This is a genomic window from Streptomyces beijiangensis, assembly GCF_017315755.1.
GTDB lineage: Bacteria > Actinomycetota > Actinomycetes > Streptomycetales > Streptomycetaceae > Streptomyces > Streptomyces beijiangensis.
On sequence record NZ_JAFLRJ010000105.1, the window covers coordinates 1 to 11,112 of the forward strand.

An 11,112-nucleotide genomic window follows, 5' to 3' on the forward strand; every position below is an offset into this window, starting at 1 on the left:
GCCGGGCGGCTCTGGCCGGCGGGGGAGGCGGAGGAGAGGCGCACGGAAGGTCCGATGGCCCGTCGCGCCTCGTGCCATGCCGGATGTGTGCCCGTTACGCGCCGCTAACAATCGTTTACTTCGCGTCGGATTGACGAGACCGTACTGCACTACGATCTGACCTCATGCCCAGGAAACCCGTCCCCGTCGTCGTCCTCGCCGGGTTCCTCGGCTCCGGCAAGACCACCCTGCTCAATCACCTCCTCAGGCAGAGCAGGGGCACCCGCATCGGTGTCGTCGTCAATGACTTCGGGGCCGTCGAGATCGACGCGATGACCGTGGCCGGACAGGTCGACTCGATGGTCTCCCTCGGCAACGGCTGTCTGTGCTGCGCTGTCGACGCGAGCGAACTCGACGACTATCTCGGCAGGCTCTCCCGCCCCGAGCTGCGCATCGACGTCATCGTCATCGAGGCGAGCGGCCTGGCCGAGCCGCAGGAGCTCATCAAGATGATCCTGGCCGCCGAGAACCCGGACATCGTGTACGGCGGCCTCGTCCAGGTGCTGGACGCCGCCGAGTTCGACGCGACCCGCACCCGCCACCCCGAGACCGACCGCCATCTCGCCCTCGCCGATCTCGTCGTGCTCAACAAGGCCGACCGGGCGGACGAGGCTGGAATCGAGCGGACGCTGAAGGCCGTCGGGGAGCTCAGTGCAGGGACCCCGGTCGTCCGCACCACGTACGGACAGATCGACCCCGAGCTGCTCATCGACCGCCGCGCCGTGGGCGAGCGGGTCGGGCAGCTCTCCTTCGACGACCTGCGGGCCGACGAGGAGGATCACAGCGGCCACTTCCACGCCGCCTACGAGAGCGTGGAGTTCATCTCCGCCCAGCCGATGAATCCCCGCCGGTTCATGGAGTTCCTCGACCGCAGGCCCGAGGGGCTCTACCGGATCAAGGGCTTCGTGCACTTCGAAGTCCCGGAGAACGAGGGGAAGTTCACCCTCCACGCCGTCGGACGCTTCCTGCGCTTCTACCCGGGCGCCTGGGCCGCCGGCGAGGAGCACCTCACCCAGCTCGTCCTCATCGGCTCCGGGATCGACTCCGCCGCCCTCCGTGAGGAGCTCGACGTCTGCCGGGAGTCCGCACCGCAGGACGCCCGCCCCGAGTCGATGTGGGGCGTCCTGCGGTACGTGGACTGACTCCGTCGTGACGAGGCGCTACGAGGCCGGACCGGCCAGCGCCGCCACCGGCGTGAGCAGCGGAATCCCGGAGCCGTCGCGGCGCGGGTCGTGCTCGGGCAGCTGCTCCACCGCGGTGCCGTTGGCCGAAGCCGCCCGCGCGGGAGCGGGACCAGCCCAGGCCAGCACCAGCAGGTCCTCGCCCTTGAGGAACCGCTGGCAGCGCACCCCGCCGGTGGCCCTGCCCTTGCGCGGGTACTGGTCGAACGGTGTGAGCTTCGCCGTCTGCGCCGAATCGTCCAGCGTGCCGTGCGATCCGGCGACCGTGAAGACCACCGCGTCCACCGCGGGGTCCACCACGGTGAAGGAGATCACCTTGGCGCCGACGGCCAGCTTGACGCCGGCCATTCCGCCGGCCGGACGGCCCTGCGGCCGTACCTGCCCCGCCGGATACCGCAGCAGCTGGGCGTCGTCGGTGATGAAGACGAGGTCTTCCTCGCCGGTGCGCAGTTCGGCCGCGCCGACCACCCGGTCGCCGTCCTTGAGGCCGATGACCTCCAACTCGTCCTTGTTGGCGGGGTAGTCGGGCACGACCCGCTTGACGATGCCCTGTTCCGTACCGATCGCGAGCCCGGGTGACGACTCGTCCAGTGTGGTGAGACAGACGACGCTCTCGCCGTCCTCCAGCGTGATGAACTCCGAGATCTGCGCCCCGCCCGCCAGATTGGGCACGGACGCCGTGTCCGGCAGCTTCGGCAGGTCGATCACAGCGATCCGCAGCAGCCGCCCGGACGAGGTCACCACCCCCACGTCGCCGCGCGCCGTGGCCGGCACCGCCGACATCACCACATCGTGCTTGGCGCGCTTGCCGGAGTCCTCGGAGAACGGCTGGCCGTTGGCCGTACGGGCCAGCAGCCCCGTCGACGAGATCAGGACCCGGCACGGGTCGTCGGCGACCTCCAGCGAAACGGCGGCCACCGGAGCGCCCGCCGACTCCATCAGGACCGTGCGCCGGTCGGTGCCGAACTGCTTGGCCACGGCGGCCAGTTCGGTCGAGACGATCTTGCGCAGCTCGCTGTCCGAGTCCAGGATCGCGGTCAGTTCCTCGATCTCGCCGTTCAGCCGGTCGCGCTCGCTCTCCAGCTCGATCTTGTCGAACCTGGTGAGGCGGCGCAGCGGGGTGTCCAGGATGTACTGCGTCTGCACCTCGCTGAGCGAGAAGTGCTCGATCAGCCGCTCCTTGGCCTGCGACGAGTTGTCGCTGGAGCGGATGAGACGGATGACCTCGTCGATGTCGAGCAGCGCGACGAGCAGGCCCTCGACCAGGTGCAGCCGGTTGCGCCGCTTGGTGCGGCGGAACTCGCTGCGGCGCCGCACGACCTCGAAGCGGTGGTCGAGATAGACCTCCAGGAGCTCCTTGAGGCCCATGGTCAGCGGCTGGCCGTCCACCAGTGCCACGTTGTTGATGCCGAAGGACTCCTCCATCGGCGTCAGCTTGAAGAGCTGCTCCAGGACGGCCTCGGGGACGAAGCCGTTCTTGACCTCGATGACCAGACGCAGCCCGTGCGAGCGGTCGGTGAGGTCCTTGACGTCCGCGATGCCCTGCAGCTTCTTCGCCGAGACCAGGTCCTTGATCTTGGCGGTGACCTTCTCGGGGCCGACGGTGAAGGGCAGTTCGGTGACGACGAGGCCCTTGCGGCGCGGGGTGACGTCCTCCACGGAGACGGTGGCACGGATCTTGAAGGTGCCGCGCCCCGACGCGTACGCGTCCCTGATGCCCGTGAGCCCCACGATCCTGCCGCCGGTCGGCAGGTCGGGTCCGGGGACGAAGCGCATCAGCGTCTCGAGGTCGGCGCCCGGGTGCTTGATCAGATGGCGGGCGGCGGCGATGACCTCGCCCAGGTTGTGCGGCGGCATGTTCGTCGCCATACCGACGGCGATCCCGGTGGCACCGTTGACCAGCAGGTTCGGATACGCGGCGGGAAGTACACCCGGCTCGTTCTCCTGGCCGTCGTAGTTCGGCGAGAAATCGACCGTGTCCTCGTCGATGGACTCGGTCATCAGCGTCGTGGCGTCGGCCATCCGGCACTCGGTGTACCGCATGGCGGCCGGCGGGTCGTCATTGCCGAGCGAGCCGAAGTTGCCGTGCCCGTCGACCAGCGGGAGCCGCATCGAGAACGGCTGCGCCATCCGCACCAGGGCGTCGTAGATCGACGCGTCACCGTGCGGGTGCAGCTTGCCCATCACTTCGCCGACGACACGGGCGCACTTCACATAGCCGCGGTCGCGGCGCAGCCCCATCTCGTTCATTTGGTAGACGATGCGCCGGTGGACGGGCTTCATTCCGTCCCGGGCGTCCGGCAGGGCCCGGGAGTAGATCACCGAGTACGCGTACTCGAGGAAGGAGCCCTGCATTTCATCGACCACGTCGATGTCGAGGATCTTCTCCTCGAAGTCCTCCGGCGGCGGGGTCTTCGTGCTGCGGCGGGCCATCGCTGCTGCGGCTCCTTCACATGCCTTGGTCAGGTAGGGACGCCGACCATTGTGGACCGTCCCACTGACAACACCGACCGCGACCCGGGAACTTCGCGCGCTGTCGGTGCGCTTGCATACAGTGGCAGGACTTCACTTTTTCTCTTTACCGCGATCGAAGGGACGTACATGCCCATGGGTCACACGGCCACCGCCGAGGCCTCCTCCGGCGGCCTGACAGTAACGGAACACAGGCTGGCCAATGGCCTGCGCGTGGTCCTCTCCGAGGACCACCTGACCCCGGTCGCCGCAGTCTGCCTCTGGTACGACGTCGGTTCGCGCCACGAGGTCAAGGGCCGTACGGGCCTGGCTCACCTCTTCGAGCACCTGATGTTCCAGGGCTCCGGGCAGGTGAAGGGCAACGGCCACTTCGAGCTGGTGCAGGGTGCCGGCGGCTCGCTGAACGGCACCACCAGCTTCGAGCGCACCAACTACTTCGAGACGATGCCCGCCCATCAGCTGGAGCTCGCGCTCTGGCTCGAGGCGGACCGGATGGGCTCGCTGCTCGCCGCGCTCGACGAAGAGTCGATGGAGAACCAGCGGGACGTCGTCAAGAACGAGCGTCGCCAGCGTTACGACAACGTGCCCTACGGCACCGCGTTCGAGAAGCTGACCGCCCTCTCCTACCCCGAGGGCCACCCGTACCACCACACGCCGATCGGCTCGATGGCCGACCTGGACGCCGCGACCCTCGAGGACGCGCGCGCTTTCTTCCGTACGAACTACGCGCCGAACAACGCGGTGCTCTCGGTCGTCGGCGACATCGATCCCGAGCAGACGCTGGCCTGGGTCGAGAAGTACTTCGGCTCCATCCCGTCCCACGACGGCAAGCAGCCGCCGCGTGACGGCTCGCTCCCCGGCACCATCGGCGAGCAGCTGCGCGAAGAGGTCCGCGAGGAGGTCCCCTCGCGCGCCCTGATGGCCGCGTACCGCCTTCCGCAGGACGGCACCCGCGAGTGCGACGCGGCGGACATCGCGCTCACCATCCTCGGCGGCGGCGAGTCCTCGCTGCTGCACAACCGCCTGGTCCGGCGTGACCAGACGGCCGTCGCGGCCGGCTTCGGCCTGCTGCGGCTGGCCGGCGCCCCCTCGCTGGGCTGGCTGGACGTCAAGACGTCGGGCGGTGTCGAGGTCCCGCAGATCGAGACGGCCGTCGACGAGGAGCTCGCCCGGTTCGCCGCGGAGGGCCCCACGGCCGAGGAGATGGAGCGTGCTCAGGCCCAGTTGGAGCGCGAGTGGCTCGACCGGCTGAGCACGGTCTCGGGACGCGCCGACGAACTGTGCCGTTACGCGGTCCTGTTCGGCGACCCGCAGCTCGCGCTGACCGCCGTACAGCGGGTTCTCGACATCACGGCCGAAGAGGTGCGGACGGTCGCCGAGGCGCGTCTGCGCCCCGACAACCGTGCGGTCCTCGTGTACGAGCCGACCACGCCCGAAGCGACCGACGACTCCGCAGCAGAAGCAGAAGAAGAGGGGGCGGACCAGTGACGGAGACCACCGACACCGCTGCCGTGAGCATGACGTACCACCCGCAGCCCCAGCCTGGCACCCCCACGCCCTGGGCCTTCCCGGCCCCGGGGCGCTCCGTGCTCCCCAACGGCCTGACCGTGCTGCGGTGCCACCGCCCCGGCCAGCAGGTGGTGGCCGTCGAGATCAACCTCGATGCCCCCCTGGACGCCGAGCCCGACGGCCTCGACGGCATCTCCACGATCATGTCGCGCGCCTTCAACGAGGGCACCGACAAGCACACCGCCGAGGAGTTCGCCGCGGAGCTGGAGCGCTGCGGCGCCACCATGGACGCGCACGCCGACCACCCGGGCGTACGGGTCTCCCTTGAGGTCCCCGTCTCCCGGCTGCCGAAGGCGCTCGGCCTGCTCGCCGAGGCACTGCGCGCACCGGCCTTCACCGACGGCGAGATCAGCCGTCTGGTGCGCAACCGCCTCGACGAGATCCCGCACGAGCAGGCCAACCCGGCCCGCCGCGCGGCCAAGCAGCTCTCCAAGGAGCTGTTCCCGGCCACGCTGCGCATGTCGCGCCCCCGCCAGGGCACCGAGGAGACGGTCAAGCGGATCGACGCCGCCGGCGTCCGCGCGTTCTACGACGCGTACGTCCGCCCCGCCACGGCCACCGCAGTGGTGGTCGGCGACCTCACCGGCGTCGACCTGGACGCGCTGCTCGCCGAGACCCTCGGCGACTGGACGGGCAACACCGCGTCCCCGCGCCCCGCCCCGCCGATCACCGGCGACGACCGGGGCCGCGTGATCATCGTGGACCGCCCCGGCGCCGTACAGACCCAGCTGCTGATCGGGCGCCTCGGCGCGGACCGGCACGACCGTGTCTGGGCCGCCCAGGTGCTCGGTACGTACTGCCTCGGCGGCACGCTCACCTCCCGCCTGGACCGCGTCCTGCGCGAGGAGAAGGGCTACACCTACGGCGTACGGGCCTTCGGCCAGGTGCTGCGCTCCGCCCCCGACGGGACCGGCGCCTCCATGCTGGCCATCAGCGGCTCGGTGGACACCGCGTCCACCGGACCGGCGCTGGGCGACCTCTGGACGGTGCTGCGCACGCTCGCCGCCGAGGGTCTCACCGACGCGGAGCGCGAGACCGCCGTACAGAACCTGGTGGGTGTCGCACCGCTGAAGTACGAGACGGCCGCAGCGGTCGCGGGCACGCTCGCCGACCAGGTCGAGCAGCACCTCCCGGACGACTTCCAGGCGCAGCTGTACGCGCGTCTGGCCGAGACCGGGACGGTCGAGGCGACCGCCGCGGTCGTCAACGCCTTCCCCGAGGACCGCCTCGTCACGGTCCTCGTCGGGGACGCGGCACAGATCGCGGAGCCCGTCAGGGAGCTGGGGATCGGCGAAGTGACCGTCGTCACGGGCTGATCGGCAAACAGTCACAAAGGTGACCCCGGCAGCTATTTCGCTGCCGGGGTTCTCTCTTATGTCCGTTTTATTGGAGAGGTTGCCTTGATGTCCTGTGGCGTGCGCTACAAAAGCTGCTGTCTGTTTGGTTCCGGGAAGACGGACCGCTTACGGTCAATCCCGCTGTTCGTCGTACGTAAGCCGCAGCCGCGGCCCCGGACAGCGATCGCCGAGTCCCCGTCAGGCGCGAGCCTGGGGAGCCGGGGACCCACTCAGTCCCTGGGGTGAATCGGACCCAGCCGCAAGGCGCGGGCCCGTAGGAGACCTTCCTGCTCCGAACCCGTCAGCTAACCCGGTAGGCGAGAAGGAAGGAAAGGACCCACCCCTTCATGGCGTTCGCCCGCCCTACCGGTAAGCACCGTGCCCCGAACCGCCTGACGCGCAGGACCGCGACCTTCGCGGGTGCCGCCGCCCTCGCCACCACCGGCGTCGTGGGAAGCCTGGCCGCTCCGGCCATGGCCGCCGAAGCCGCGGCCCCGGCCGTCGACACCACCGGCCTCGCCCAGACCATCGTCATCGGCGACTCCCTCGCCGTCCACATCGACGCCCAGGCCGCCGCGCAGAAGCACGAGGCCGCCACGGCCAAGGCCGCTGCCGAAGCCAAGGCGAAGGCCGAGGCGCGCGCCGCCGAGGCCAGGGCGAAGGCCGCCGCCAAGGCGAAGCAGGAGCGCGAGGCCAAGGAGCGCGCCGCCCGCGACGCCGAGCGCAAGCGCCTGAACACCTACGTGGCTCCGATATCGGACTCCTACGTCTCCACCCCGTACCAGGCCAGCTCCGGCCTCTGGTCCTCCGGCAGCCACACCGGCATCGACTTCCACGCCGCGTCCGGCACCTCGGTCCACGCGGTCGGCTCCGGCACCGTCGTCGAGGCCGGCTGGGGCGGCGCGTACGGCAACAACATCGTCATCAAGATGAACGACGGTCTGTACACGCAGTACGGCCACCTCTCGTCGCTCGGCGTCTCGGTCGGTGACACCGTCACCCCCGGCCAGCAGATCGGCCTCTCCGGCGCCACCGGCAACGCCACGGGCCCGCACCTCCACTTCGAGGCCCGTACGACTGCCGAGTACGGCTCGGACATCGACCCCGTCGCGTACCTGCGCTCGCACAACGTGAACGTCTGACACCTGCTCGACCTGCTCCACCCGCTCCACCGGAAGGCCCCGTCGCTTGTGCGCCGGGGCCTTCCGCGTGTCTGTCCGTGGCCAAAAGATATCCATGATTAACCGGCTGCCATCGGAAATTCACCTCTGCTGCAATAGAGTCGCCGAACAGGCGTCGATCGACCGCGTTTCGCGGGGATTAAGGCGGAGGTTCGGTGATGCGCATTCCGGCGCACGCGGTATGCACGGCGATCCGTGACGACATCGTTTCCGGTGTGTTCGCGCGCGGCAGCCGGCTCACCGAGGAAGTCCTCGCCCGCAGGTACGGGGTCTCGCGCGTCCCGGTGCGCGAAGCGCTGCGGACCCTGGAGTCCGAGGGTTTCGTGCTCACCCGCCGCCATGCCGGCGCCTGCGTCGCCGAACCCACGGAGCAGGAGGCGGCCGACCTCCTGGAGATGCGGCTGCTGCTGGAGCCGATGGGCGCGGCCCGGGCGGCCCAGCGACGCACCGAGGCACACCTCAAAGTCCTCCGCGGCCTGGTCAGGCTGGGGCAGGAGCGGGCCAGACGGGGGCAGGGCGAGGATCTGCGCTCACTCGGCGGCTGGTTCCACGAGACGCTCGCGCAGGCCTCGGGCAGTCCGCCTCTGACCGCGCTGCTGACCCAGCTGCGGCACAAGATCGCCTGGATGTACGCCGTCGAGCAGCCCGTGCGCCCTGTCGACTCCTGGGCGGAACACGGTGCGATCGTCGACGCCGTGGCGCGCGGGGACGCGGAGCGGGCCAGGGCGCTGACCGCGCTGCACGCGGAGCGGGTGAGTGCCGCACACCGGTTGCGCCGCTCCGAAGGCAATCGTGTGAGGACTTCGCAACATGCTGTAAACACCGTGGGCGGTTCGCATTAACAGTCGCGCCGTATACAAAGAAGAGGCAATTCCATGCCTCTATTTCCTGCTGCCCCGATCAGGTTCGGAGAATGCCGAAACCGCCCCGCCGTAATTCAGGCGGAGCGGCTTCGGTGTGCGAAATTCAGACGGTCTCTCGGACTGTCTTTCAGACGGTCTCGGGGAGTTCCTCGAGACCCTCGGCGACCAGCTTCGCCAGACGGTCGAGGGCGGCGTCCGCACCCTCGGCGTCCGAAGCGAGCACGATCTCCTCGTTGCCCTGTGCACCCAGGCCGAGCACCGCGAGCATCGATGCGGCGTTGACGGGGTTGCCGTCGGCCTTGGCGATCGTCACCGGGACGCCGGAGGCCGTGGCGGCACGGACGAAGATGGAGGCGGGACGGGCGTGCAGACCCTCGGCCCAACCGACATTTACGCGGCGCTCAGCCATGGTGTTGCCCTTCAAGTTCTCTGACTGTTGTCTAGACCATTCAACCACGGGTGCGGGATGATGTGGCCCAGCCTGCACCGGCCCGACCCGCTCCGCGACCCGTAGGCTCTCCCCATGCTGTGTTTCCCGGGGGACAACCCCCGGACCCCCGGCCGACCGCTGCATCAGCCGCTACCGCGGCGGAGCAGGCGAGCCCACTGTGCCCCGTCGCCTTCGCGAGGTGAGTCGCAGTGAACTCGTACCAGGCGTACCCGGCGCACTGGGAAGCCGATGTCGTGCTGCGCGACGGCGGTACCGCGCGGATCAGGCCGATCGCCCCCGACGACGCCGAGCGGCTGGTCAGCTTCTACGAACAGGTCTCGGACGAGTCGAAGTACTACCGCTTCTTCGCGCCCTACCCGCGGCTGTCCGCCAAGGACGTGCACCGTTTCACCCACCACGACTACGTCGACCGGGTGGGTCTGGCGGCGACGATCGGCGGAGAGTTCATCGCCACCGTCCGCTTCGACCGGATCGGCACGGGCGAGGCCGAGGTCGCCTTCCTCGTCCAGGACGCGCACCAGGGCAGAGGCGTCGCATCAGCCCTCCTGGAGCACATCGCGGCAGTCGCACGCGAACGCGACGTGCACCGCTTCATCGCCGAGGTGCTGCCCGCCAACAACAAGATGATCAAGGTCTTCACGGACGCCGGATACGAGCAGCGGCGCAGCTTCGAGGACGGCTCGGTCCATCTGACCCTCGACCTGGAGCCCACCGCCGCGTCCCTCGCCGTCCAGCGGGCGCGCGAACAGCGGGCCGAGGCCCGCTCGGTGCAGCGGCTGCTCGCCCCCCGCTCGGTCGCGGTCGTCGGCACGGGCCGCGCACCTGGGGGAGTGGGCCGCACGGTCCTGCGCAATCTGCTCGCCTCCGGCTTCAGCGGCGTCACGTACGCGGTCAACAAGTTCTTCCCCGCGGACGTCACCGAGGTGGACGGCGTCCCCGCGTACCGCTCCGTCGCCGCGATCGGCGAGCCGGTCGACCTGGCGGTCGTCGCCGTCCCCGCCGAGCACGTCCCCGGGGTTGTGGCCGACTGCGGGGAGAGCGGGGTCCAGGGCCTTGTCGTCATCTCCGCCGGTTACGCGGAGAGCGGCCCCGAAGGAAGGGAGCGCCAGCGCGAGCTGGTGCGCCAGGCCCGTTCGTACGGCATGCGCATCATCGGCCCGAACGCCTTCGGCCTGATCAACACCTCCGACGCGGTCCATCTCAACGCCTCGCTGGCCCCCGAGTCCCCGGCGCCGGGCCGTATCGGCCTCTTCACCCAGTCGGGCGCGATCGGCATCGCGCTCCTCTCCGGCCTGTACCGCAGGGGCGCGGGTCTCTCCTCCTTCATCTCATCCGGCAACCGCGCGGACGTCTCGGGCAACGACTTCCTGCAGTACTGGTACGACGACCCCGACACCGATGTCGTCCTCCTCTACCTCGAATCGATCGGCAACCCCCGCAAGTTCACCCGCCTCGCCCGGCGCACCGCAGCGGTGAAGCCGGTCGTGGTGGTCAAGGGCGCCCGGCACAGCGGCTCCGCGCCGCCCGGCCACGCGGTGCCCGTCACCCGCGTCCCCGACGCCACGGTCTCCGCGCTGCTGCGCCAGGCGGGTGTGATCCGCGTCGACACGGTCACCGAACTCGTCGACGCCGGAGTCCTGCTGGCCGGCCAGCCGCTTCCCGAGGGGCCGCGGGTCGCGATCCTCGGCAACTCCGAGTCCCTCGGGCTCCTCACGTACGACGCCTGCCTCACCGAGCGCCTCCGCCCGCTCCCGCCGCGCGATCTGACGACGTCCGCGACGCCCCAGGACTTCCGCGTGGCACTCGCCGAGGCGCTCGCCGACGACGGCTGCGACGCGGTCGTGGTGACCGCGATCCCCTGGGTCGGCGAGAACGGCATGACGGAGATGGGCGACGGCGAGATCCTCGGCGCGGCACTGCGCGAAGCGGCGGCCGGCGCCCCGGCCAAACCGGTCGCGGTCGTCCACGTGGAGATCGGCGGACAGGCGCAACCGCCAGGCCGCCGATCTCCACGTGGAC

8 protein-coding genes and 1 riboswitch are annotated in these 11,112 nt (G+C 70.0%); of the genes, 6 read left to right on the forward strand and 2 right to left on the reverse strand.

Annotated features, from left to right (window positions below):
• Positions 1 to 164: 164 nt before the first annotated feature.
• On the forward strand, positions 165 to 1,181 hold the full coding sequence (locus J0695_RS12250; RefSeq protein ID WP_206962013.1) for a CobW family GTP-binding protein: 1,017 nt from the start codon (positions 165 to 167) through the stop codon (positions 1,179 to 1,181).
• 18 nt (positions 1,182 to 1,199) lie between these two features.
• Here the strand turns inward: J0695_RS12250 and J0695_RS12255 are convergent, their stop codons facing one another.
• A complete protein-coding gene (locus J0695_RS12255; RefSeq protein WP_206962015.1) occupies positions 1,200 to 3,653 on the reverse strand; it encodes a DNA gyrase/topoisomerase IV subunit A in 2,454 nt (817 codons plus the stop codon).
• Positions 3,654 to 3,821: 168 nt separating this feature from the next.
• On the opposite strand from J0695_RS12255, the gene J0695_RS12260 reads away from it, so the two are divergent.
• From J0695_RS12260 to J0695_RS12275, 4 genes are all read left to right on the forward strand, one after another.
• The gene (locus tag J0695_RS12260; protein WP_206962017.1) at positions 3,822 to 5,180 is read left to right on the forward strand and encodes a M16 family metallopeptidase; all 1,359 of its coding nucleotides are present in this window, start codon (positions 3,822 to 3,824) and stop codon (positions 5,178 to 5,180) included.
• A gap of 29 nt (positions 5,181 to 5,209) precedes the next feature.
• Positions 5,210 to 6,577 carry a M16 family metallopeptidase gene (locus tag J0695_RS12265; protein ID WP_206962026.1) on the forward strand — a complete coding sequence of 456 codons (1,368 nt, stop codon included), beginning with the start codon at positions 5,210 to 5,212 and terminating at the stop codon, positions 6,575 to 6,577.
• Between the two features lie 196 nt (positions 6,578 to 6,773).
• Positions 6,774 to 6,932, forward strand: a riboswitch (cyclic di-AMP (ydaO/yuaA leader).
• 13 nt (positions 6,933 to 6,945) lie between these two features.
• Positions 6,946 to 7,740, forward strand: a complete 795-nt coding sequence (locus tag J0695_RS12270; RefSeq protein WP_206962019.1) for a M23 family metallopeptidase — start codon at positions 6,946 to 6,948, stop codon at positions 7,738 to 7,740.
• A 197-nt stretch (positions 7,741 to 7,937) separates the two neighbouring features.
• The gene (locus J0695_RS12275) at positions 7,938 to 8,621 is read left to right on the forward strand and encodes a GntR family transcriptional regulator (protein WP_206962021.1); all 684 of its coding nucleotides are present in this window, start codon (positions 7,938 to 7,940) and stop codon (positions 8,619 to 8,621) included.
• A gap of 148 nt (positions 8,622 to 8,769) precedes the next feature.
• Here the strand turns inward: J0695_RS12275 and J0695_RS12280 are convergent, their stop codons facing one another.
• Complete coding sequence (locus J0695_RS12280; protein ID WP_206962022.1) at positions 8,770 to 9,051, reverse strand: HPr family phosphocarrier protein; 282 nt, start codon at positions 9,049 to 9,051, stop codon at positions 8,770 to 8,772.
• Between the two features lie 230 nt (positions 9,052 to 9,281).
• Here J0695_RS12280 and J0695_RS12285 point away from each other — a divergent pair.
• A partial coding sequence (locus tag J0695_RS12285) for a GNAT family N-acetyltransferase (protein WP_206962024.1) occupies positions 9,282 to 11,112 on the forward strand: 1,831 nt, incomplete at its 3' end.

What these genes read in the sequence shown, in the direction of transcription:
- J0695_RS12250 (WP_206962013.1), top strand. Translation starts at nt 165, where the DNA reads ATGCCCAGGAAACCCGTCCCCGTCGTCGTCCTCGCCGGGTTCCTCGGC.
- J0695_RS12255 (WP_206962015.1), bottom strand. Translation starts at nt 3,653, where the DNA reads ATGGCCCGCCGCAGCACGAAGACCCCGCCGCCGGAGGACTTCGAGGAG.
- J0695_RS12260 (WP_206962017.1), top strand. Translation starts at nt 3,822, where the DNA reads ATGCCCATGGGTCACACGGCCACCGCCGAGGCCTCCTCCGGCGGCCTG.
- J0695_RS12265 (WP_206962026.1), top strand. Translation starts at nt 5,210, where the DNA reads ATGACGTACCACCCGCAGCCCCAGCCTGGCACCCCCACGCCCTGGGCC.
- J0695_RS12270 (WP_206962019.1), top strand. Translation starts at nt 6,946, where the DNA reads ATGGCGTTCGCCCGCCCTACCGGTAAGCACCGTGCCCCGAACCGCCTG.
- J0695_RS12275 (WP_206962021.1), top strand. Translation starts at nt 7,938, where the DNA reads ATGCGCATTCCGGCGCACGCGGTATGCACGGCGATCCGTGACGACATC.
- J0695_RS12280 (WP_206962022.1), bottom strand. Translation starts at nt 9,051, where the DNA reads ATGGCTGAGCGCCGCGTAAATGTCGGTTGGGCCGAGGGTCTGCACGCC.